At 42.8% G+C, this 23,055-nt stretch carries 25 protein-coding genes; 18 read left to right on the top strand and 7 right to left on the bottom strand.

Features of this window, described 5'->3' with window-relative positions; all coding sequences use genetic code 11:
* Positions 1-117 precede the first annotated feature (117 nt).
* The 10 genes from AC3WTJ_RS18860 to AC3WTJ_RS18815 all read left to right on the top strand — a co-directional run bounded on the left by AC3WTJ_RS18860 (position 118) and on the right by AC3WTJ_RS18815 (position 9,576).
* Complete coding sequence (locus AC3WTJ_RS18860) at positions 118-333, top strand: hypothetical protein (RefSeq protein WP_492523116.1); 216 nt, start codon at positions 118-120, stop codon at positions 331-333.
* A gap of 307 nt (positions 334-640) precedes the next feature.
* On the top strand, positions 641-1,546 hold the full coding sequence (locus AC3WTJ_RS18855; RefSeq protein WP_492523115.1) for a helix-turn-helix transcriptional regulator: 906 nt from the start codon (positions 641-643) through the stop codon (positions 1,544-1,546).
* A gap of 427 nt (positions 1,547-1,973) precedes the next feature.
* Positions 1,974-3,407, top strand: a complete 1,434-nt coding sequence (locus AC3WTJ_RS18850; protein WP_157326664.1) for a DHA2 family efflux MFS transporter permease subunit — start codon at positions 1,974-1,976, stop codon at positions 3,405-3,407.
* 100 nt (positions 3,408-3,507) lie between these two features.
* On the top strand, positions 3,508-4,221 hold the full coding sequence (locus tag AC3WTJ_RS18845; protein ID WP_492523114.1) for a glycosyltransferase family 2 protein: 714 nt from the start codon (positions 3,508-3,510) through the stop codon (positions 4,219-4,221).
* Positions 4,222-4,515: 294 nt separating this feature from the next.
* Complete coding sequence (locus AC3WTJ_RS18840) at positions 4,516-5,865, top strand: ABC transporter substrate-binding protein (RefSeq protein WP_492523113.1); 1,350 nt, start codon at positions 4,516-4,518, stop codon at positions 5,863-5,865.
* A 74-nt stretch (positions 5,866-5,939) separates the two neighbouring features.
* Positions 5,940-6,830 carry a carbohydrate ABC transporter permease gene (locus AC3WTJ_RS18835; RefSeq protein WP_492523112.1) on the top strand — a complete coding sequence of 297 codons (891 nt, stop codon included), beginning with the start codon at positions 5,940-5,942 and terminating at the stop codon, positions 6,828-6,830.
* 14 nt (positions 6,831-6,844) lie between these two features.
* Positions 6,845-7,672 (top strand): carbohydrate ABC transporter permease, encoded by an 828-nt coding sequence (locus AC3WTJ_RS18830; protein WP_492523111.1) that lies wholly within the window; start codon positions 6,845-6,847, stop codon positions 7,670-7,672.
* A gap of 141 nt (positions 7,673-7,813) precedes the next feature.
* On the top strand, positions 7,814-8,425 hold the full coding sequence (locus AC3WTJ_RS18825) for a class I SAM-dependent methyltransferase (RefSeq protein WP_492523110.1): 612 nt from the start codon (positions 7,814-7,816) through the stop codon (positions 8,423-8,425).
* Between the two features lie 28 nt (positions 8,426-8,453).
* On the top strand, positions 8,454-9,041 hold the full coding sequence (locus tag AC3WTJ_RS18820) for a histidine phosphatase family protein (protein ID WP_492523109.1): 588 nt from the start codon (positions 8,454-8,456) through the stop codon (positions 9,039-9,041).
* Positions 9,042-9,045: 4 nt separating this feature from the next.
* Positions 9,046-9,576 carry a GNAT family N-acetyltransferase gene (locus tag AC3WTJ_RS18815; protein WP_492523108.1) on the top strand — a complete coding sequence of 177 codons (531 nt, stop codon included), beginning with the start codon at positions 9,046-9,048 and terminating at the stop codon, positions 9,574-9,576.
* 44 nt (positions 9,577-9,620) lie between these two features.
* On the opposite strand, the gene AC3WTJ_RS18810 is transcribed toward AC3WTJ_RS18815, so the two are convergent.
* Both AC3WTJ_RS18810 and AC3WTJ_RS18805 read right to left on the bottom strand, forming a co-directional pair.
* Positions 9,621-9,782, bottom strand: a complete 162-nt coding sequence (locus tag AC3WTJ_RS18810; protein ID WP_157326216.1) for a hypothetical protein — start codon at positions 9,780-9,782, stop codon at positions 9,621-9,623.
* A gap of 147 nt (positions 9,783-9,929) precedes the next feature.
* On the bottom strand, positions 9,930-10,262 hold the full coding sequence (locus AC3WTJ_RS18805) for a nuclear transport factor 2 family protein (RefSeq protein WP_492523107.1): 333 nt from the start codon (positions 10,260-10,262) through the stop codon (positions 9,930-9,932).
* 208 nt (positions 10,263-10,470) lie between these two features.
* On the opposite strand from AC3WTJ_RS18805, the gene AC3WTJ_RS18800 reads away from it, so the two are divergent.
* The gene (locus tag AC3WTJ_RS18800; protein ID WP_492523106.1) at positions 10,471-10,896 is read left to right on the top strand and encodes a MarR family winged helix-turn-helix transcriptional regulator; all 426 of its coding nucleotides are present in this window, start codon (positions 10,471-10,473) and stop codon (positions 10,894-10,896) included.
* A gap of 71 nt (positions 10,897-10,967) precedes the next feature.
* Positions 10,968-11,312 carry a DoxX family protein gene (locus AC3WTJ_RS18795; RefSeq protein WP_492523105.1) on the top strand — a complete coding sequence of 115 codons (345 nt, stop codon included), beginning with the start codon at positions 10,968-10,970 and terminating at the stop codon, positions 11,310-11,312.
* Between the two features lie 47 nt (positions 11,313-11,359).
* On the opposite strand, the gene AC3WTJ_RS18790 is transcribed toward AC3WTJ_RS18795, so the two are convergent.
* Positions 11,360-12,271: a haloalkane dehalogenase gene (locus AC3WTJ_RS18790; RefSeq protein ID WP_492523104.1), complete on the bottom strand. Its 912-nt coding sequence runs from the start codon at positions 12,269-12,271 to the stop codon at positions 11,360-11,362.
* Positions 12,272-12,391: 120 nt separating this feature from the next.
* On the opposite strand from AC3WTJ_RS18790, the gene AC3WTJ_RS18785 reads away from it, so the two are divergent.
* The 6 genes from AC3WTJ_RS18785 to AC3WTJ_RS18760 all read left to right on the top strand — a co-directional run bounded on the left by AC3WTJ_RS18785 (position 12,392) and on the right by AC3WTJ_RS18760 (position 20,420).
* Positions 12,392-13,357 (top strand): right-handed parallel beta-helix repeat-containing protein, encoded by a 966-nt coding sequence (locus AC3WTJ_RS18785; protein WP_492523103.1) that lies wholly within the window; start codon positions 12,392-12,394, stop codon positions 13,355-13,357.
* Positions 13,358-13,540: 183 nt separating this feature from the next.
* Positions 13,541-15,085: a response regulator transcription factor gene (locus AC3WTJ_RS18780; RefSeq protein WP_492523102.1), complete on the top strand. Its 1,545-nt coding sequence runs from the start codon at positions 13,541-13,543 to the stop codon at positions 15,083-15,085.
* Positions 15,082-16,815, top strand: coding sequence for a sensor histidine kinase (locus AC3WTJ_RS18775; RefSeq protein WP_492523101.1), 1,734 nt, complete (start codon positions 15,082-15,084; stop codon positions 16,813-16,815). The genes AC3WTJ_RS18780 and AC3WTJ_RS18775 overlap by 4 nt, the downstream gene beginning before the upstream one ends.
* A 110-nt stretch (positions 16,816-16,925) precedes the next feature.
* Positions 16,926-17,885 carry an ABC transporter permease gene (locus tag AC3WTJ_RS18770; RefSeq protein ID WP_492523100.1) on the top strand — a complete coding sequence of 320 codons (960 nt, stop codon included), beginning with the start codon at positions 16,926-16,928 and terminating at the stop codon, positions 17,883-17,885.
* 36 nt (positions 17,886-17,921) lie between these two features.
* Entirely contained in the window at positions 17,922-18,809 is an 888-nt protein-coding gene (locus tag AC3WTJ_RS18765) for a carbohydrate ABC transporter permease (RefSeq protein ID WP_492523099.1), read from the top strand.
* Positions 18,810-18,827: 18 nt separating this feature from the next.
* Complete coding sequence (locus tag AC3WTJ_RS18760; RefSeq protein ID WP_492523098.1) at positions 18,828-20,420, top strand: type 2 periplasmic-binding domain-containing protein; 1,593 nt, start codon at positions 18,828-18,830, stop codon at positions 20,418-20,420.
* A 207-nt stretch (positions 20,421-20,627) separates the two neighbouring features.
* Here AC3WTJ_RS18760 and AC3WTJ_RS18755 read toward each other — a convergent pair whose 3' ends face one another.
* The 4 genes from AC3WTJ_RS18755 to AC3WTJ_RS18740 form a co-directional block, all read right to left on the bottom strand.
* Positions 20,628-21,056, bottom strand: a complete 429-nt coding sequence (locus tag AC3WTJ_RS18755; protein WP_492523097.1) for an SRPBCC family protein — start codon at positions 21,054-21,056, stop codon at positions 20,628-20,630.
* On the bottom strand, positions 21,053-21,583 hold the full coding sequence (locus AC3WTJ_RS18750) for an SRPBCC family protein (RefSeq protein WP_492523096.1): 531 nt from the start codon (positions 21,581-21,583) through the stop codon (positions 21,053-21,055). The genes AC3WTJ_RS18755 and AC3WTJ_RS18750 overlap by 4 nt, the downstream gene beginning before the upstream one ends.
* On the bottom strand, positions 21,580-21,909 hold the full coding sequence (locus AC3WTJ_RS18745) for an ArsR/SmtB family transcription factor (RefSeq protein WP_492523095.1): 330 nt from the start codon (positions 21,907-21,909) through the stop codon (positions 21,580-21,582). Before AC3WTJ_RS18745 ends, AC3WTJ_RS18750 begins: the two co-directional genes overlap by 4 nt.
* Positions 21,910-22,028: 119 nt before the next feature.
* Positions 22,029-22,997, bottom strand: coding sequence for a DMT family transporter (locus tag AC3WTJ_RS18740; protein ID WP_492523094.1), 969 nt, complete (start codon positions 22,995-22,997; stop codon positions 22,029-22,031).
* Positions 22,998-23,055 lie beyond the last annotated feature (58 nt).

Genomic DNA, 23,055 nt, shown 5'->3' with positions numbered 1-23,055 from the left:
GAAGAAGGCAGTTCGCTGGTTAGAGCGGACTGCCTTTTTTGATTTTATGTTCTTGACCCTGACACATAGGGTAGGGTTTAAAATCAGATTATCTTACATGAAGGAAGAGGTGCGATCATGGATATTACGCCGCAAGAAGAAGAGATGATAAAAGCTCTGCGTGAGGCTTCACTGCCCCCTTTGTATGTGCTTATCCGAATAAGAAATGATATTTTAAATGACACTGTAAACATTGAAGAGAGCAGAAGAAGTGACGTCAAAGAAGTATTAGAAAAATACATCAGTCCGTTATGGGCAGATTACAATACAACTATTTGTTGCGAAAAAGCGTGATGGAAGCGTTTTAATGCAAGATTCGTTGTAAAAAGTACTATAAAAAGCCGATCTGGAGCCAATTTGCAGCTAAATGACTGCACGAAGTACAACGTAGAATAAGGTTACAGTCGCAACTTGGCGATGAGCGTTTGTTGGTATGTGATGAGTAATAAATGGTATGACGGTATGAGGTTTAGAAGATGCTTCTTAGTAGCAGAGTCGAGGTCGAGAGCTAATACGTTTTTTCGTTGTTCCCCTTGAACCAATTGGAGAATTATGGTGTAATAGACACAAACGTATGTTCTTAAGTTTAAAGGGTGATGAGATGAAGTTAGAACGATTAATTTCGATTACGTATGCGCTTTTGAATAATGAAGTGATTTCCGCTTCAGAGCTTGCGAACAAATATCAGGTCTCTCAACGAACCATCTATCGAGATATAGAGGCAATTTGTGCGGCTGGAATCCCTGTCGTATCTTATCAGGGCGTCAATGGCGGATATGGAATTATTAAAGAGTATAAAATGGAGAAAACTTTATTGCATGACAACGACATTGAGTCATTAATCACGCTTCTTCAAAGTACGGCGACGGTGTTCAAAGATGTGGGAGCAACGGAGACGATGCACAGACTTCAAACAATTCAAAAAGATAAAATGCCTAGCTTGACCATGGATTTAGGAAGCTGGCGAGCCAACAATGAAACACTGCATACGCTTCGTGCAGCGATAACAACACGCCAAGTCATTCGATTTGAATATATGAATTCTAAGAATGAGAGAGCTCGTCGAATCGTTGAGCCAGTCAGCCTGCTATTTAAATATTATTCTTGGTATTTACATGGGTACTGTAGAGTTCGCAAGGATTATCGCGTATTTAAACTTACAAGAATGATAGATTTGGTTACCTTGCCCGAAATTTATCCGTGTATCCATTCAGCCTTTCTACAAGATCTCTCTTTGGATTATCGGAAAGATGAAATCGTAGGAGCTGTTCTTCATTTCACAGGGAAATCATTGGCACATGCCTTGGATGTTTTCTATGCGGAAGATAAATATTTCAATGAAGATGGCACACTTACAATTACCATTATCAATCCTTCAGAAGCAGAACGGCTAGTTGAAATGATATTAGGTTTTGGTGAAGATGTGGAGGTTCTCGAACCTCTTTCGTTAAGGCAGATGCTCAAAGTTAAAATTGAAAAAATGTTAAACCGATACCCACAAGTATGACAGACTGCTGTCATACTTGATTTCGTATAATGAGCTTACAGCGAAGGGAAGTCATCCTATTAAGGAATTGGAGGTGTGCGCCTTGCATCATGATCCTTATTTTTTTGAGGAAACGATGAATGAACATAGACAGGAGCTTAAAGCAATTGATAGCAATGCCTGGAAATGGACGCCGCGAACTAGGTCAAAACAAGTCAAACAATCAAAAAAACTGACCGTGCTATCTGGTCTTCTGACACTAATTAGACTAAAATGATGAACAGCACCTCCCTGCGTCATTTGGAGGTGTTTTCTTTTTCTGGAAAGGAGAATATCATTTAATTTATTTTTGCACTTGTATAATTCGACAGACTGTTGTATTTTTAAGCGGACTATAAAGATAGAGAACTATTCAATTAGTTTTCAGGAGAGGGAAGTGAAGAAACAAATGAAGCAATATAATACTAAGGCTATTATGGCGTCGCTGCTGATCTGCGGTTTCGTTGGCATGTTCAGTGAGACGGCCCTCAACATAGCTATTAGTAACTTGATGGATGTGTTCCAGATTTCAGCTGCCACAGCCCAGTGGTTAACGACAGGGTTTTTGCTGACTCTAGGAATTCTGATGCCGATGACTGGTTTACTGCTGCAGTGGTTTACAACAAGGCAGCTTTTCATTATGTCGCTCTCAAGCTCGATCGTTGGGACATTGATTGCAGCTCTAGCAGTCAATTTTGAAATGTTGATGGTCGCTCGTGTTCTTCAGGCAGCTGGCATGGGGTTATTAATTCCACTCATGTTTAATACAATTTTGGTCGTTTATCCCCCGGAGAAGCGCGGCGCAGCAATGGGTTTCGTTGGCCTGGTCATCATGTTCGCACCGGCAACAGGCCCAACTGTGGCGGGACTTTTAATCGAGTATTTAACTTGGCACTATATCTTCTGGTTATCTCTTCCGTTTTTAATTATTGGGCTCTTGATCGGTTTGAGAAACCTGGAAAACGTCACCGAGGTCACAAAACCGCGTATCGATCTAATTTCAATTATTTTATCATCCATAGGTTTCGGTGGCGTAGTGTTTGGCTTCAGTAAAGCAGGCGAAGGAGAGGGCGGCTGGACTAGCGCAATCGTATTAACATCGATCATAATCGGCCTAATTTCTCTTGTGTTGTTTGCGCTTCGCCAGACATCCATGCGCGAGCCGATGATGAACTTGCGCGTCTTCAAATACCCGATGTTTATTATCGGACTGCTTCTTGTGTTGTCCTGTATGATGATTATTTTATCAACGATGATTATTTTGCCGATGTATTTGCAAAATGGCATGAAGTTATCCGCGTTTACGACAGGGCTCATGCTGCTTCCGGGTAGCGCTTTGAATGGTATCTTGTCTCCACGTATGGGGCGGTTATTCGATAAGTATGGACCTAAATGGCTTGTAGTTCCTGGCCTAGCTATTGTAGCTGTGATGCTATGGTTTTTCTCCAGTATCACGGTTGCTTCTTCCGTGGCGTTTATCGTCGTCTTGCATATCGGACTCATGGTTGGGATCTCCATGGTATGGATGCCGGCTCAGACGAACGGACTTAACCAACTTCCGCCGGAACTTTATCCGCACGGTACAGCGGTTATGAACACGCTGCAACAGGTTGCAGGGGCGATCGGTACAGCAATTGCAATCAGTATCCTGACTAGCGGTATGGAGAAGTATCTAGATAGCTCTTCCAAGCCGAGTGAACCCCTCGAGGCTGCAAAAGCTATGATGCTTGGTTCCCAGAACGTGTTCATTTTCGCTATGATAGTGACACTTATCGGGTTAGCCGTAGCCTTCTTCATCCGCCGTGTCATCGTGAAGCACGCGACGATGAATGCTATGCATTAAGATTAGTAAGAAGCTCGCTCAAGCGGGCTTCTTTTTTTGTTTCACAAATGATCTACCATAGACGTATGTTGAATTATTGGTAGGAAAGGGGAGGAAACAAATGGGGAAAAACACAACGGCTGCAGGTGTTTCTATCATTACGTGTACCAATCGTCCACAATATTTCAATCACATTTTGCATAATTTTCAAAGACAACACGACTTGTTAAAAGAACTTATCATTATTATAAATAATGACCAAATGAATCTTGCCGCTTATCGCCTCAGAGCGCGTAAAGTTGCCAACGTCCGCGTGTATCAAGTAAACGAGAAGACTTCGTTAGGACAGTGCCTCAATTGCGGAATCGCGAAATCCAAATTTCCGTATATCGCCAAATTTGATGATGATGACTATTACTCACCCTTTTACTTAAAAGAGCAAATGAAGGCACTGCGTTTGACGAAAAGTGATGTTGTTGGCAAGCACGCCTGCCTGGTTTATCTCGCGGCAGCTCACAAGCTCCTTATTAGATCGCCTCATGAGCGAAATAAAGAGGTTAAGTTTGTGCAAGGAGGCACGATTTTGTTCCACAGACGTGTTCTTAAGAGGGTGCAGTTTCCTGACCGCTCGCTGGGAGAAGACGTAGCTTTTCTCAGAGCATGTAATCAACATGGTTTTAAAACTTATGCAACGACACCTTTTAACTACGTGTACATCCGTCGTAAAAATAAACAAAGCCATACTTGGCGAGTGAAAGATGATTTTTATCTAAAAGGCAGCCAGCTACTTGCGTTGACGAGAGATTTCCGCTCGATCGCCAAACTGAAAGTATAAAAAAACCGCCTCGCCGATAGGGGATCGGCGGTGCGGTAAAGGGGAGAGTCTACGTTTACCAATATATTCTTGAATCGATCATATGTCGTAGGTGTTCTGCCTAATTTGGCTCCGACAAACAAAGTATGTTTATAAGAAGGAGTAAAGACCGTTCTTCTGAAAATTGTCCGCCAGAAAACGGGCTTTTTGTACGTTATAAGGCGTAATCGTACCTTATGGTGAACTCATTTTTCCCCTACAATCAGTCATGTAAGCGCTACAATTATCTCGAACTTATTACTGGGGGTATTCGAAATGAGGGACTGGACAAAACTCAGCAGCATCGGACTTGCATCAATCATGGCAGTTTCACTTACAGCGTGTGGAACGGAAACGAAAAGTGACGCGGGCTCAAAAGCAACACCGGCAACATCTACAACTCCTGCCGCGGCAACACCTGCTGCAACAACGGCTGCAGCACCAATCAATGCTCCTGTTAAGCTTAGCATTTATACCAATCATTTCGACGATGACACATCGAAGCCTTATGATTACGCGGTTGCAGAGCTAAAAAAAGAGATGCCAAACATCGAAGTAACGCTAGTCCCTGGTCTGCAAGATAATGGACAGAAAATCAAAACGCAAATGGCAACCGGAGATTTGCCTGATATTATTGACACGAATTGGGATATTATGCAGATCGGCAGCAAGTCCAACAATATTCTGACGTTAGATGATGCTCCGGAAACGGCACAATTCAAGAAAGATTTGAACAAAGGCAACGAGGCGAAACTCATTGCACCAGATGGCCATGTGTATGGATATCCGTATGCCGGCACTGAATTTATTATTTTGTATTATAATAAAAAGCTTTTTTCTGAAGCAGGCATTGAAGCACCGATCAAAACAATTGATCAATTGAAGGATGCCGCTAAAAAATTCAATGCAAAGGGAATCATTCCACTCGCGATCTTCTCCAAAGAAAAATGGATCGGCAACGCCTTTTTGCAAGGTTTCATGACTCGAGAGGAGCCGAAAGGTTACGGAGCCCTTAATGGCGCGGCAGAAACGCCGGAAGCTCTGAAACTGGCCGCCAAGCAAGTAGCGGAACTGCAAAAGGCAGGCTTATTTGCTAAAAATGCGACGCAGACGAACTATGATCAAGCTTCTTCACTTTTTTATCAAGGCAAGGCAGCTATGTTCGTTAATGGTCAATGGGAAATTCCAAGCTCACAAAAAAATCTCGGAGACAATGTAGAGTTCATGAATTTCCCAGCGAAAGATGAAGCCACTTACGAAAAGGCCAAGTTTGCTATGAATGGGGCAGGAGGCCCAGGAGGCTTCGCCGTTTCCTCCAAAACAAAAAACAAAGAAGCTGCAATTAAAGTAGCAGCATTCATGGCACGTAAATATGCAGAGTACAAGTACACGCAAGTGGGCACACCGATTGTCTCCATCAAAGTCGATAAGCCTATCACGGCGCAAGTACCTGCTATGCTGTCTCGTCTTGGTAAAGAAGTGATCCCGAATATTACGAGCTTCGCAACCGTGCAGAATGATACAAATGTGAATCTCAGTATTGACGACAACTCACAGAACTTGATTGTGGCAGGATTTACGGCGGATCAGTTCGTAACGAATCTCAATAAATCGCTAAAGAAATAAATCCTTTCAGTACCTGATGGCTCACATCGACCTGTAAGTCGGTGTGAGTTTTTTTCAAGAAAGGGAGCATAGAGATGAAACAATACTTAGGAAACAAATGGGCTATTCTGATTTTTTTAACACCGGCAATTGTGCTCTATAGTGTCATTGTGTTTTATCCCATTCTTCAAACTGTTTATCGCAGTTTTTTTGAATGGGATGGGCTTAGCGGAGCGACTTTTATTGGCGTGCGAAATTATATCGACCTTAGTCAAGATTATTTATTGACGACATCGCTGCGAAACGGGTTTTTGTTCGCTCTGGTCCTAGTCATTTTCCAAATTGGTCTAGGTACGTTGTTGGCGCTAATTTGCTCGGATCCAAAGGTGAAAGGGCGCAAAATCCTGAAAACCGCCTATTTCATTCCCGTTGTACTGTCAGTCACGGTCGTGTGTCAACTTTGGCTTTCCATGTATGACCCGGTTAACGGAATCATCAATAAATTGTTTCAAGCACTTGGGATCGCTTATCAGCAAGACTGGTTGAACTCACCGAGCGTCTCCATTATAGCAATTGCCTTCGTTAATGCTTGGCAGTATATGGGGTTTCAGTTTGCCTTGCTTTATGCTGGCGCGAAATCCGTTCCGGAACATTATACAGAAGCTGCTCGAATTGATGGTGCAGGCAAATGGAGGGCGCATTGGCACATCACGCTCCCATTAATGAAAGAGACGTTCAAGTTTTGCTTTATTATTGCCATTACGGCTGGGATAGGTGCTTATGTGCAAATGGCCATTATGACGAATGGCGGCCCAGGAACGACAAACTATACGATAACATTCATGATCATTCGGAATGCATTCTCGGGTAATCAATATGGGTATGCTTGTGCCATTTCGGTGTTGTTGATTGTGATAAGCCTGATCGCCACCATCATCATCAACAAAGTGTTTGACAGCAGAGAAACCGGATTGGAACAAGGGTAAAGGAGAGTCATCATATGAACAAAATCGTTGGAATCGTCCTGCAGTCCTTTTTATGGGCCTATTTCGTTATTTCTGTCTATCCGTTAATTTGGATGGTTTCCTATTCGTTGAAAAACAATGATGAAATCTTCGTAACCAATCCTTTCGGACTACCTACGCATTTCCGGTATGAGAATTATGTGAATGCGTGGAACAAATTCAGTGTCCCGACTTATATCACCAACAGTTTGATTGTTTCAACGATTACAACGATAGGTGTTGTCTTGTTCGCCGTCATGTTTGCCTATGCGATTGCCAGGCTTCGGTGGAAATTTCGAGAAACCGTGCGGATCTACATGATTATCGGGATGTTTATCCCGATTCAAGTCATTATCATTCCTTTGGCGATTATCGTGAAAGATTTTCACTTGACGAATACTTACGGCGCCCTATTGATCCCTTACGTAGCGTTTGGACTGCCTTTTGCCTCAATGGTCTTTTATGGATTCCTGCGCGGGATCCCGCAAGAGTTGGAAGAATCGGCTTGTATGGATGGCGCTTCGATTTACCTCACTTTCTTTCGTATTATGCTGCCGATTCTCACTCCAGCTGTTGCCACCATCGTTATTTTGCAGTTTATGGGCACGTGGAATGAATTCTTTTTGGCATCGATTTTAATAACAAAAGAGGAATTAATGACTTTGCCGATAGGGCTCATCTATTTTCAAGGACTTCACGCGACCGACTGGGGTGGGATGGGGGCTGTCATGACGATCGCCAGTCTGCCGATGGTCGTGTTATATTTGATTTTCACCGAACAAGTGGAAAACGCATTGACGGTCAGTTCCGCTGTGAAGGGATAAATGGACGAATTATTTAGGCTGCTGAGCGATAGCTCGGCGGCTTTTTGTATTAACTGGTAGAAATTAGGGAGAAATATTGAAACTTTATTAGATTTAAAGTGTCTAAACAGAGAGACTTGAGGAAGGGAGCGAAAGAAACGAATGGATACGTATTGGAATCACAATACAGCATTTCACGAAGAGTTGGTGGCAACCGCTAAGGTTCGTGGCGGCCGAGTACTCGACATCGGATGTGGGGACGGGTTATTACTTCAACGCCTCGCGCCCTTCGCTCAGCAGGTTGTCGGCATAGACCCCGATTCGAAAGCAATTGAACGCGCACGGACGCGGCTTGCTGCAGTAACAAATGTAACACTCGTAAACGGTGACTTCCTTACCATGCCAGTCCCTTCTCAAGAGGAACGATTTTCTACTGTCATTTGTGTAGCGACTTTACATCATATGGACTTAAGAAGCGCACTGGTAAAAATGAACCAAGTACTCGCGCCTGGCGGTCGGCTCCACATCATTGGGTTAGCAGCGGATAAGTCAGTGTTAGATTTTACCCTTTCGGCATTTCTGCTTCTCCCAATCCGGATCATGGATCGAGTCCATGGCGGGATGCAAGATCCAAATGTGCGAATTGCAGAACCTAAAGAATCAATTGCGGAGATACGTCGAGCAGCACAGGAGATCCTTCCAGGGGCAGTCGTCCGGCGCCGTTTCTATTACCGTTATCTACTTTCATGGGTAAAACCCAAGGACACCAATTAATAATTTTTCAGGGAGGCTATAGTTGGTTATGACCACATACATTTATTTTGTACGACATGGTATCGCACCATTTTCACATGAACTGGAACGGGCAGGAGGAGCAAACCTTTCAGAACAAGGACAGGCAGATGCCATAAGAGTGGCAGAATTGTTAGGCAACGAAAATATCGACGTTATAGTTTCCAGTTCCTATCATCGAGCGAAAGAAACGGTTGCTCCTTTGGCAGAGCTGTTAAAGAAAGATATTATCGAATATGATGAACTCATTGAGAGACCCATTGCGAGCTTAAATTATCCAATATCCGAAGAACAGATTCTACTTGGAATTGAAAAATCATTCACAGACATTGATTTTTGCATGCCTGAAGGTGAAACAACAAGACAAGCTCAAGAACGAGCGATACCCGTTATATTGAAATTGCTGTCTGACTATGAAGGTAAGAAAATTGTAATTGGGACACATGGGAATATTATGACGATCATATTGAAGTATTTCGATGCAAATTATGGATTTGAATTTTGGAAGCAAACAAGCAAACCTGATATCTACAAACTTGAATTTGAAGACAAGGAATTAAGGAGTGTAGCGAGGTTATGGACATCAAACAAGAGGTGAAGAAATGCAAAATTCAATTAGGTTAGTAAAACCTTCTGCTGAGTATAAGGATGAGTATATTTCTTTTTATGAGGATTGGATAGCGAGTGGTGAAGATATTGTTCCATGGACTGTTGAGAAGGAGCCTTATGATTTCATCGCCATGCTTAATTTCTTATACTCACAAGATTCCGAAGAGAAGATAACGGACGGAAGATTTGTGCCGCACTCTACCTATTGGCTACTAGATGATGATTCGGGAATGATTATTGGCGCTGCAAATCTGAGGCATAGACTTAATGAAAAACTGCTCAATAGCGGTGGGCATATTGGATATGGCATACGGCCGTCAGCAAGAAGAAAAGGGCATGCCACACAGCTTTTGGCCTTAACATTAGAACGGATGAAAGAGATGGGCCTGAACAATGTACTTCTTGTTTGTGATAAGGGAAACGTGGCATCTGAAAGAACGATCCTAAAAAACGGTGGTAAGTTTGAATCGGAATATGTGGAGGATCATGGAAATGTGGTTAGACGTTTCTGGATCCAGATATGAAAAAGAGGCTGCCGGAACCAACGGCAGTCTCTTTCTTTAACAAGTTAAGCTTTTTTTATCGTGTAAAATCCATACTGTTCGATTTCATCTAAAGCTTTACGTCCAAAAGACTCAATGAGTTCATCAGCTCGGATTTTCGTTCCGCCAAGTGTAAGCCCGTCCCAACGTACAACTCTACCGTCTTTAACCAAGAAATAATCATCCATTTTGTTGCCTCCCAAATGACATTTTGGAAATCTGTGTGTTAACATGCGCAGAGTTCATCTGCCTATACGTATTTTACCATTATTTTGTTTTCCACGCATCTTGAAAAGCAGGGCCAGCAGGGCTTGTGGAGATGTCAGAACAGCAGCTTAATTCCGAAGAAACCAAACCTTAATAATCATATCATCCTTTATTTCGTACATAGCCACAGCTTCCAAAATAGCGCCTTCTAATCTGCCGGTGATTTGCTCATGGTCGATGACATATTTGCCATGAATGATTCTTTTATCCACCGTTGCAACCATGTTCGGAAAGGTTTCAAACAATTTTTGATAACTCGCTCTCATAGCAGCCTGGCCTTCCATAGTAAGGGTGTCAGGAAAATCATAGATTTTCACATCATCGCTATAGCAGCTCATGAATAAATCAATATTTTTATCGTTGTATGCCTGTAATTGTCTTTCTACAACCGAGTTTTCCATGTGTCTTTCCTCCAAAAAAATAATGTCGTGGCAGAAGTATAGTATAAACAAATTAGCCGCATTGTAGAAGAGTAGGCTAATATTTAATTATGCCGCCGGATTCATCATAGTATTCTCTGCTTAACGGCCTCATTTGACAAAAAAACGTTTTTAAGTTATTTTATATGCTATAGCATATAAAAATTTGAGACAGAAGGGAGCGCATAGGATGGAGCTGAGTAATCTCACTGGATTTCTTGTTCATCGAACTGATGTTAAGATGACTAATTTTTTTACAAAAATACTTAAACAATATGAAGTAACTCCGGAACAATGGGGGATCCTTCTTGTACTTGATACAGAAAGAGCGACGAGCCAGAAAGAGCTTGCTGAAGCCATCGATCGAGATCAAACTACCGTTGTGAGGATGATTTACTCACTGGAGAAGAAAGAAATCGTAAGAAGAATTCAGAATGAAGCGGATAAACGCTCCCACAACTTGTTCCTTAGCGATAAAGGAATGAGTCTCAAAACCAAGCTAATGCCGATTGTAAAGGCAGCTCACGATCATGTAACCAAATATCTGAGTAACGATGAGATTGGGCAGTTGCATGTAATTCTTAGCAAACTATATTTAACCGTAGAAGATGAATGAGTGCCTTGGCACCTTAAATATATGCTATAGCATATAAATTCAATCATTTAAAATGAAAGAGCGTGAAAACAATGATAATAGCTATTATTTTACAAGTTATTTTGGGTATTTTCTTCATGATAACAGGAACGAGAATCATTTCAGGTAAAATGGCTAAGGAATTTAGCCGAATTGGACTTCCGTCCTTTTTTAATTTCGTAACAGGTTTTTTTGAAATCATAGGCTCAGTTGGCATGATCGTGGGGATATGGTATCCCATCGTAGCCCTGTTATCCGGTTTACTTCTTGGAGCAACAATGCTGGCCGCAGCCTTTAGTCTGCTTGTTATGGCACGCGATCCGTTTACAAAAGCGATCCCAGCCATCATCCTGTGTCTGCTCTCATTTGCAATTGCTCTTTATCATTTCAACCTCTAAATGTGAAAATAAGAAAGAGGCTGCCAGTAACAACGGCAGCCTTCTTTTTACGATTTGGAGGAAACCTCACCATACCATCGCTGTAGTTCTTGGCCGATAGCATGCGGGTTCTCCTCCACTAAATGATGATATCCCTTGCCAATATCGAAGGTTGTGAAGTTTTGCAGATTTGCTTGGCACCAGCTTATTTGCGGTTCGCGAATGGTGCATCCTGGCGTGGCGTAAAACAGGATTTTCGGCATAGAGGCCTTAGTAAACCATTTGTTACGCAAAAGCACGGCTTGTACGACTTCATTGGGGCTGCCCTCGATAGGTATTTGGTTCGGAAACACCCACATAGGTTTTCTGTTGTCCTGATTCTTGAAGGGCTCTCGATATTGTTCATGTTCTTCCGGGGTTAAAGACCGGTTGATGATGATCGTAGGCATACCTTCAATAAACACGCTCTTATCCCGCATCAGCGGCCATCCGAGCTCGGGATCGCGCAGTGTCTGGAAAAGCTCTTTCGCTTCAGCAGGCGTAAACACGGACCAATCCGGACATGGATACAAGGCTTGCGGTTCAATCATCGCAACTGCCTTCACTTTGTCCGAGTGATTCATAGCATACTGCAAGCCTATCGCCATTCCCCAATCGTGCCCGACGATCGTGAGATCAGCAAGACCTAGTTTTTCAATAAACTGGCTCATGTAATCGACATGCTCCAAGAAGGTATACCCGACATCTGATTTGTCGGATCTGCCCATCCCGATTAGGTCGACCGCGATGCAGCGTGCGGAGTCCGCTAGGTAGGGGATGATATTTCTCCACATGTATGACCATGTCGGGTTGCCATGCAAGAATAGGATAGGATTCCCTGATCCTTGATCGATATAATGCAATTGCTGACCATTTATCTCAAGAAATCGGGATTCGAAGGGATATTCTTTTCCAATTGGTGCAGTCTCATGGTTAGACATACAGTTACAACTCCCTTAATATTTATTGTTGAAATACTGGTCAAATGTTCCTTTCTTAGCAGCATCGTTTAGAATTTACTATAGAACAGATAGTTAATTCTTATCGATTGAGGTGATAGAATGGCGATCATTGAGGTATTTCCCAACAGTCAGACGGCCATTCAAGATGCGATCACGATGGCGAATGAAGGCGACGTCATATTGGTACATAGAGGCGTGTACCATGAAAGTGTACAGGTTCCCAGTATTAAAAACAACATTCGCATCATTTCCAAGCATAAGCATGCTGCGATTTTAGATGGAAGGTGCATCCTGCTTGAAGCATTTGAGTTAAATAGTGTCGCTGGCGTCGAAATTTACGGTTTTAAAATGATAAACTATCTTTCGCGGGGGATTCAGCTTCTTAACGCAAAATCAAATCATATCCTTAGTAACAAAATCAGCGATATAGATGGTGGCGTTAATTCGATTGGTATCTTTATAAATAATTCAATAGGCAATTTAGTCATGAAGAATGTAGTTGAGCGAATTGGAAGCGCAGGATCAGGAACGGGGATTCATCTCCAATCTGTTACTGGCAACTGGGTGATTAAGAATAAGCTGAAGCACAATTCAGCCCAAGGTATCGAGGTCATAGATGGCAGCCATAATGCGATTGTCGGTAATCAGATCTCCCATAATAAAGGCGACGGGATTCTGGTGAGTCGGGTAGACAACAATCTCATATATGATAATAAGATAACTAACAATGGAAATAACGGAGTAAATGCTCAGAGCACGAATACAATTGTATTGGATAGCAAAATAAAAGGGAACCGCGAAAATGGCCTATTCATCGCATTTAATTATAACTTTGCCGGTTTCAATGAAATCAAAGATAATAAACTGAGCGGAATTCAAGTTATCTCTGACTTTAATGATATTCAGAATAATAAGATTGAAAAAAATGAAGACAACGGCGTTTTTATCCATCAACCACATACTGCAAATTTGGTGTTCGAAAATCAATTTAAGCGCAATAACCCAAATAACATCAAAGATGAAGGAGAAAACAATAATATAATCCAGAATACGATCAAGGAATAAGTATTATCATGGATCAAACAGCAAAACAGGTTGGCGCAGTGCTACGCGCGGCAGCCTCTTTCGTATGCAACGAATCATAAAAAAACACAGACCTATAAAAGTTATCACATGGCGCGTAGTTTGCAATCCATGTATCATCTAAGTAACCGTTCATGGGTAAATTTGGATGTGGAGGATGGTTGGGTGTACAAAGCATTGGTTGTTGACGACGAAAAAATTGAGCGCGATGGCATTAAATTTTTAATAGAAACGCTAGGGCTGTCTCTAATTACTGCCGAAGCGGAAAACGGTGTCAAAGCATGGGAGTACTTGCAGGCCAACGAAGTGGACATCCTGTTCACGGATATCCGCATGCCTTTTATGGATGGCTTGGCGCTTTCAGCAAAAGCTAAGAAGCTTCATCCCAAACTTAAAGTTATTATTGTAAGCGCATTCGGGGATTTCGAGTATGCCAAACAAGCTATTCAAATTCACGTTGTGCACTATTTGCTCAAGCCTGTTGAGGTATCTGAGTTTTTGGAGGTTGTGACGCAGGTTGTCCACTTATGCGATGAAGATCGGGAGCAAAGGGAAAGAACGCTTAAGCTTCACCAGGTGTTCGAAATAGGAAACCGTTACGTACAGGAACAAACACTGCTTAACTTATTACAAGGAACCGCGTCTACGCGCAATGCATTAGCGGGTGAGACTGTTTTCGAATGGCTAGATGAATATGCAAGATATCGAGTTGTTCTAATGGATATGCGGAGAAAGTTTTTTGATTCCGTTGATCATGGATTCGAAGCCGAATTGAAATCAATGCTTCCCTGGGATTGTTTGTATGTAAACTTGAATGAATATCAAAGTGTGCTGTTCTTACATATTGAAAAAAGTGGGGAGGATATCACGAGTATAGAGCCATATGGGTTACATCTGCAAGAGTACCTGCTTGTAAAGTATCATGCTAATCATGTGCTTGTTTTCAGCAAATTACTTAACGGCTTTCAGATGCTTTCAGCTGAATTTCAGGAGATGGAAAAAGGATTGGAACACAAATTTTTCCTTCCTGCATCAGCCATATTGTTTACGGAACAAGCCTGCCCTTCACGGCAGGATGAACCTATGGATATTGAGCGATTACTCGAGGAAATCTCAACTCACATGACCTATGGCGAAACTCTTTTGATTCGAACTGGCATCGAACAAATGTTCTTTGTGCTTCAAAACAGCAATAGCCTTTCCAACATTTATGTAAAATACATATGCACGGAAATTGCAAAGAAATATATCCAGACGTATAAACGTGAATACCATGCTTGCTTTCATAGGTTTGTCGAGCAAGTCTATACGACACAAAACCTGGTCCAACTGAAAGATTTGATGATCGACCTGATCGTTGAGCGAGAGAAACCTTCTACAGAGTCACCCAGAAAGGTGATCGGCGAAGTACTTAGGCTGATTCACCGCAATTATGGGCAGGATATCGGCTTGGATTCTTTGGCGGAGAAGGCTTATTTGTCCCCAAGCTATTTGAGCCACCTGTTCAAGAAAGAGACCGGAGCAAGCCTTGTCAAATATATAACCTGCTACAGATTGGAAAAGGCGGGTGAACTGCTTCGGAGTACAACGAAGAAAATTTCAGATATTTCGCAAGAGGTGGGCTATACCAACTTCGCTTATTTCTGCTCCATATTCAAAAATTATTACGGGAAAACTCCCGCCAAGTATCGGGAAGGGGACTCCGCATGAGTCGCTGGCTGGACGTGCTCAAGAATATGCGCTTCAAGCAAAAGCTGATCCTGTCGTACCTGGTTGTTAGCTTAATTCCACTGGCATTGCTAGGCGCCTATTCGTACAATCAATCCAAGCTTTTTCTCCAAAAACAAGCGATCCAAGGCTTGCAGAATACGGTTGGGACGTTAGCAAGAGGGATGAACGATAAGTCGGAACAGGTTGAGCGGACCGTGGATTCCGTCGTTATGAATACAGGTTTGCAGCGTATTTTTGCTACGGACTATGCAAGCCTTACGCTTCTTTCCGAAGATCTAAGAAACTATGTGAGTCCCTATTTTAGCATGATCAAAAATTTGAATACAGACATTCTGCAGCTCACCGTCTATACATCAGGCAAAATGCCCGAGTATGGTGAGTTTATTCTCTCATTGGACCGGATTAAGGAAGGGAGTCCTTGGTATAAGGACATAGCCGAACAAAAGAAAACGGGTTGGTATCTTGAAAGCTCTGAGCTGGCCGTATTCAGACCGTTTCCAACGATTCTGTACAATCAGATGTCTGGTATCCTGTACTTGAAGCTGAACAAGGATCGCTTTTTTGATTCGCTAACTACGACTACGATGACTACGGCACAGTCCGCACATGATGGACTATATATCTCCGACCGAAATAATCATATTATTTACTCCAACAACATTGAAGCTGCGGAACTTCAACGACAAATGCTGCAAGATCCGTTAAAGAACAAGGATATGGTCGAAATCGATGGCCTTCGTTATATCCTGATACAGGAGCCACTTCGCCAAGCCAATTGGACGCTTCATTATTATATACCGGAACAGGACATATCCATGGATGCGACGAGTATTGTCAAAGCGACGATTGCACTCATTCTTACGTGTATGGTCATACTGGTTGTCCTTATCTCGGTATTTTCGCATACCATGATCAAACGAATTTATCTCCTGAATAAATGGATGAAGCAAGTACAGTTCGGAAATTTGCAGATGGATATTCGAAGCGATAGCAGGGATGAAATAGGGGAATTAACGAATCGTTTCGGTATTATGCTCCGCCGGATCAATGAGCTGGTAACAGAAGTATACCAGAACAAGCTTATTCAGAAAGAAGCGGAGTTTAAAGCCCTTCAGGCTCAAATTAATCCGCATTTTTTATATAATACGTTATCCGTCATTAACTGGAAATCATTGAAGATCGGGGCTACGGATATAAGCCATGTGGTCACGATGTTATCCCGCTTCTATCGGACTGCTTTAAACCGTGGTGAAAGTATGACTTCGGTGAAGGATGAGCTGCAGAACACTCAGTCGTTTGTGGAAATTCAGCTGGTCATGCACGATTACAGCTTCGAAGTCAGTTACCAAATAGATGAAGATGTCTATCAGTACGATACGGTGAATCTATCCATTCAGCCGCTTGTTGAGAATGCAATCCTGCATGGGATCGATCAAAAAGAAGCGGGTGGAGGCAAGCTGACGATTAAGGCTATTGCTAACCAGGATACGATCGACATTCATGTAACGGACAACGGGCCTGGTATCGATAAGCAACGACTTGGTGAGATTTTGATTAAACAGTCCAAGGGATACGGATTAAAAAATGTGAATGAGCGCATTAAACTCGTGTTCGGGAAAGACTATGGCATTGAAGTGATCAGTGAAATAGGGCAAGGTACGACGATGATCATGACGATTCCGAAATATAGAAACACAAAATCGCAATAAATCAATAATTTTCAAAAAAATGAGATAAATCAATGAAATCAACGCTGTGCTATAGTAAATAACAAGTGAATGCGCATTCATTTCAGATTTGTGGGAAAGGAGAGGGTTATTTGCAGGAATCCGTTGTCGTAACTCCGAGAGTTGAAACCGTTTCCAGAACAAAAAGTGAATTCAGACGGAAATTGAAAAGCTATCGCGTTCTTTACTTTATGCTGCTTCCAGGCTTGCTTTATTTTCTTGTTTTCCACTACATCCCGATCTACGGGGTTGTGTTAGCTTTTAAAAACTTCAAAATTATGCAAGGCATTATAGCGAGCCCCTGGGTGGGATTTGATCATTTTGAAAAAGTTTTTGCAGATCCCAATTTTTATCGCGTCCTCAATAATACCCTGATCATCAGTTTGTATAAAATCGTCTTTGCTTTCCCGATTCCAATCATTTTCGCCCTCTTATTAAGTGAAATCACGAGAGAACGGTTTAAAAAACTCGTCCAGACGATTTCCTATTTGCCTCATTTCATGTCTTGGGTCATTTTGGCCGGGATATTCATTAGCATCTTCTCGCTGAACGGTCCTATGAATGCAATTGTCAAACTATTCGGTGGCGATCCGGTTTTATTCATGGCTGATGATCGATACTTCCGTACGATTCTGGTCCTAACGGACATTTATCAAGGCTTCGGTTGGGGATCTATTGTTTATTTTGCAACGATCGCCGGGATCGATCCGCAGCTTCAGGAAGCAGCCATTATGGATGGTGCCAGCCGTTTTAAAAGAATCATTTACATAACGCTTCCGATGCTGTTACCTGTGATCTCCATTATGCTTATACTTCGTATGGCTCATGTGCTGGATGCCGGCTTCGATCAAATTTTCAATATGTATAACCCAAAAGTGTACGGAGTATCAGACATTCTCGATACTTTCGTGTATAGAAAGGGTTTGCTGGAAACGAACTATAGCTATGCGACAGCGGTTGGGCTCTTTAAATCCGTCGTGGCCCTAGTGTTAATCGTGCTTGTCAATAAAGCCGTTCACATGATGGGAGGAAAGGACCATACCCTTTGGTAGTCAGGCTTGAGGGAAGAGGGATGGAGGAAATCTGCTATGAATAAGACGAAAAAAACAACTGCAGAGACAATCGGTGCATTTTCGCTTTACCTGGTTATGATTGTGATTACGATAATCACCTTGTACCCTTTTTGGAATCAAGTAGTGACGTCGATTAGTGCTGAGAACACCCTTTACACAACAGGGATGCTGCTTTTTCCGAGCAAGCTTTCCTTTGAAAGCTACCATGTTATTTTTCAATACAAAGCGATCTGGTCCGGTTATGGTAACACGATCCTGCGTACAATTCTGGCCGTAAGTCTAAGTTTAACTTTTACCGCGCTGTTCGCTTACCCGTTATCCAAGAAGGATTTGCCTTTTAACCGAACCGTCACATCACTCGTGCTTTTCACCATGTTGTTCAGTGGAGGCTTAATTCCCAATTATTTGCTGATTAAAAAGCTGGGCATTTATAACTCCATCTGGGCTCTTGTGTTGCCGAGCATGATCAGTGCGTTCAATGCGTTAATTATGAGGAACTTCTTCCGATCGATTCCGGACAGCTTGGAAGAGTCTGCGCGTGTAGACGGAGCGGGTTACTTCTTTATTTTTCGTAAAATCATTGTGCCTTTATCCAAGCCGGTTCTGGCTACAGTTGCTTTGTGGATCGCGGTCCAGCATTGGAACGCTTGGTTTGACGCCTTAATTTATATAACCGACCCGAAGAAGCAGGTGCTGCAGGTCGTTCTCAGAAAAATCATCGTAGATAATAATATGGATCAATTAAATGCAATGCTTTATCAATTTGATCAGAAGGACATGTTCTCTACTCGTCAGCTGCAAGCTACCGTTATTATGTTTTCTGTCATTCCTATGTTAGTGATTTACCCTTTCGTGCAAAAGTATTTTGTTAAAGGGATCATGATCGGTGCCGTTAAAGGATAAACAATAGGGATTGAAAGGGTGATTAAATTGAAAAAGGTTATTCCAGTGACGATAAGCGTCGCTTTATTTGGAGCCGTTCTGGCTGGTTGTTCAACGGGAAGTGGTGTACAAGGGGAACAATCCGCTGCACCACAGGTCGAGAAAAAATTGAAGTTAAGCTACTTGAATCAGAATTTCGATAAAACCGTCAAAGATTCTTATGCGATTAAGTATGTCGAGAACAAGTTCAATGTCGATATTGAACAACTCCCACGTTCGAAAGACAACTACAAGGACGAGCTTCTCCTAAAAGTGGCTTCTGGGGAAATTCCGGACGTTTGGGTGGATTTAGGTTTTCCCGAATATGAGAAACTGGTGAATCAGGGAGCTGTTGCCGAAATTCCGCAGGAGATGATTGAGAAGAATGCCCCGCATTACTGGGCTTGGCTGAAGAAACATCTGGGTGATGACCCCTTGAAGTTATATAAGAGAGACGGTAAAAATTATTCCATGCCGATCATCCAGACGTTGGGGCCGGATCGTACGGTCGTTGGTTTGCGTAAGGACTGGCTGGAGCAAGTGGGCATCACGAAAAACCCTGAAACATTGGAAGAGTTTGAAGATGCACTGCGCAAGTTCCGCAATAACGATCCCGATAAAAATGGCAAAAAAGATACCTACGGTTGGACGGGCCAAGCTGTAGGCGTGAAAGATATTTTCAGCCCGGTATTTGGTGCGTTTGGTGTATTTCCAGGTACATTTACGGATAAGGACGGTAAAATCGTTCGGGGAGAGATTGAGCCGGGAGCGAAACAAGCGCTTACGCTGCTTAATAAATGGTACAAGGAGGAGCTGCTTGATCCGGAGTTTGTGCTAAACAAAGGACAGAATGTGGATGATAAAATCATCTCCAGCAAAGCTGGAATTGTAACCGCTTCCTGGTACCAATTTATTACGAAGGCCGCATTTTTTGATGGAAAATATTACGATAAACTTCGTGTCAATGTACCGAATGCCAATTGGGTGATAACCGCTGGACCCAAAGGACCTGAAGGACAACAGGGCACTGTCCAGTTAAACCCAATCGCAAGTTCAGGCGGCCAATTCGGCAAACATATGGAAAAAGACAAGGAGAAGATGGCCAAATACTTGCAGGTTGCGGATGCTACGGCTTTTGATGCGGAGACTTTTGAGAATATTGTGTATGGGGAAAAAGGAAAAACCTATAAGAAGGGAGAGAAAGGAGATTACATATATCTCCCTCCTTACGATAAAGAAGAAGAGCAGATCAAGTTCGGTATCGGTCAGCAGTACACGTTCCTGGGCAAATCGTTTAACGATTATGACTTTCAGACTCCGTATATGACTCTTAACGAGCTGATGTCATTACGTAAGGCTTCCGAGCATATTGGCAAAGGTAAATACGATATCATGCAGCCGATTGCGATTCCAGCTTACAACGAAAATATCGACGCGCTCGACCAATTGACGCTGAAAACTTACATTGATATCATTACCGGACAGCGTCCTGTAAGCGACTTCGATAAATATGTGGAAGAGTGGAAAAAAGCCGGCGGTTCCAAAGTCATGGCCGATGCCCAGAAAAAATATGAAGAAAATTTCAAAAAGTAAGTATTTTTCCAACGATTACGTGGACTCTTAAAGTTGTGCCGGAGCAGCTTGAATCCATGTTGGCTAGAATTTGCGTTGTGCTGGAAGACCATAAGAATTTCGAGGAAATTGTTCCTCTATGGTATAAAGAAAACTAGCAGGGAATCAAAAAGGAAAGCAGGAAGCGTATAGACATGCGCCGCGTGCTTTCCTTTTTCTTATAGACTGCTAATGAACTAACGCCGCACGTAATGTCGTGATGCCGTGTTCCAGATAAGCCTTAAGGCATGTCAACGTATATACCCAGCCTTCTTTGTTGCCTACAAGTAACGGAATAGACTCCTTGTCATCTGCAAAACCGTCCTCGTTCACTTCGATTATCGTGTTCATTTCATCCTTTGCCGTGAAGGTTATGGTGACGAGGTGTACATGCCCGTAATCCCATTCGAATTTAATTTTCTCGTCATTCACGATGTCTTTAACTCTAATCTCGCCATCCGCATTGTATTCATCATAGCGCAGCTTGATTGTTTTGCCAGGTGCCCATCTCTCAGAACTGGAAGAGAACCAGAAGTTTCCGATCTTCTCGGGATCGACGAATGCTTCAAATACTTCATTTGCCGGTCTGGCAATGGCCATTTTGGTAACATTGTTCATCGGTTAGCCTCGCCTTCAAACAACTTTTTGAACTCGTCATGCAGCTCTTGCCATCCATAACGAACAGCGTTGCTTCCAGCCATGGAAGGCATCTGTTTGCCGTCGAGGATGCCAGTTAAGCCTTTTAAACATAAAGTCCAACCCGCTGCAAGAGAAGGTGCCATTTGATAATCTGTGAAGCGATGGCGGAGAATAAGAACTGTGTTGTTATTGCTCGAACTCAATTCCCAGCGTAAAATGTCGTTGCCCCACTTGAAAACAAGCAGGTGAGGGGCTTCCGCCGTAAGCACTTCGCCTTGTCGTTTGACGTTTTCCTCTGAATGGTTCACATGGGAAAGTACGACAGGCCCAGTCGATACAAGGTCCCGATCCGTGGCAAAAGGGCCCCAAGCGGGTAGTTGATCCGATTCAGTTAGAGCAGCCCATACATCTGCTATCGGATGCTTCAGCGTTCGTTCAAGAATTAACACCCATTCTTCATCCGAACGGTTAAGTATGGGCATCAGATCTTCGCCATGTAGTTTCATTGCAGCTTCTCCTTTTTGATTCGTTTTTGCCGATCCAGATGTTCCTCCAGCCTATCGACGTGTTGATTCCATTTTGCGCGATATGTACTTAACCAATCATCCACACCGGCTAAAGGACTTGCATCCAAAGAATAGATACGGCGCTGTGCATCTGCTTGGACACGAACGAGGCCGCTCTCGCGCAATAACCGTAAGTGGCTGGAAATCAGCGGCTGAGATAAACCCAACTCTTCGGTTAAATCTTTGACTGTCGAATCCGAACGCAGCAAACAGTCCAGGATTCTACGCCGAGAAGGCTCGGCAATTATGGTATAAATGTCGTGCAAAATCATCACCTCTTGTCTGTCTGATAATTAGTATAAATGATTGTTTATATAAATACAAATGTATATAAAAAGACACCACGAAGGTGTCTTTTTTAGTTAACGGACTGGTTAACTAGCATCTAACGGGAATCACTAGTGCGTGAGGACTGAGAGGAGCCTACTCGTCTGCCTCGCCATGTTTTTGCATTCGTACCAAGCACACCCACAATAATAACAATTGCACCGATGATGTGATAGTAGGCAAGCTGTTCATTTAAAAAGACGAAGCCCCCAACAATTGAAACCAAGGTGGCAAGATGATTGAACACACTTACCTTTGATGCCTCCAATTTGGATAAAGCGAAGTTGCTGAGCAAGCTGGAAACGAGCGAAGAGAGGACGCCCAAATAGAGAATAGACATTAAGAACACCGGACTGGCAAATGGCGCAAAATAAAGGGATAGCGTTCCTGATGCCAAATGCTGACTAGCCGCCATGAGGTTGAAAACAAGGAATCCAATGATGGTCATCACATAGGTCATGGCTACCACATTCAATCGCAAAGTTAGCTTTCTTGCAAGAACACTGTATCCCGCTAAAGAAAGGGCTGACAAAAGAACGAGCAGTGTACCTTTCATATTCGTTACATCAATTGTCGTGCCTTTCATGACAAATATGAATATAACCCCTGCAACAGAGAGTAACGTAGAAAACTGTTGCAACCTAGTTGCACGTTCCTTCAGGAAAAGTGCTGCTGCAATCATCGTGAAGATCGGCACGGTCGCATGGATAATGCCTGCTTCAGCAGAAGTGGTGAACTGTAAGCCAAACACTTGAAAAGCAAAGAACAGCGACGGATATAAGACCGCAACTGGAAGAATAACCAGAACATCCCGCGGTTGTATCTGCAGCTTCACCCATCCTAATAGAACAGGAATGGTGGCGGCGATAAGGGAGATCGTAAATCGGTGAGCAAGGCTATCCAGTGGGGAAGCAACTGTTAAAGCTAATTTTCCAAACAGAAATGAGAGTCCTACAATGGTGGAATAAATTACGATGGCTGAGTAGGCATAGCGCTTTGTTTTGGTATCGATTTGTGCGGTTGTCATGACGTTCCTCCTAGTATCTGTACTTGATATCCCTATCGTATCTCACCCTCACTACATG

The organism is Paenibacillus sp. FW101-FHT12H11, assembly GCF_058790355.1.
The sequence above is the reverse complement of the archived record's forward strand: the minus strand, read 5'-3'. Positions and strand labels throughout refer to the sequence as shown.